Here is a 261-nt window from a genome sequence, read left to right on the forward strand (position 1 = left end):
GATGATTTGACGTCATCCCCACCTTCCTCCGGTTTGTCACCGGCAGTCTATCTAGAGTGCCCATCCGAAATGCTGGCAACTAAATATAAGGGTTGCGCTCGTTGCGGGACTTAACCCAACATCTCACGACACGAGCTGACGACAACCATGCACCACCTGTCTCCTCTGTCCCGAAGGAAAGATACATCTCTGTACCGATCAGAGGGATGTCAAGACCTGGTAAGGTTCTTCGCGTTGCTTCGAATTAAACCACATACTCCA

General features: G+C 50.6%; 1 rRNA gene. It reads right to left on the bottom strand.

Annotated features, from left to right (window positions below):
• Positions 1-261: ribosomal RNA gene (locus FS628_RS30680) — 16S ribosomal RNA — on the bottom strand; the annotation flags it as partial.

Origin of the sequence: Paenibacillus xylanexedens, from assembly GCF_007676705.1 — a bacterium.
In the GTDB taxonomy this organism is placed as follows: Bacteria; Bacillota; Bacilli; order Paenibacillales; family Paenibacillaceae; genus Paenibacillus; species Paenibacillus xylanexedens_C.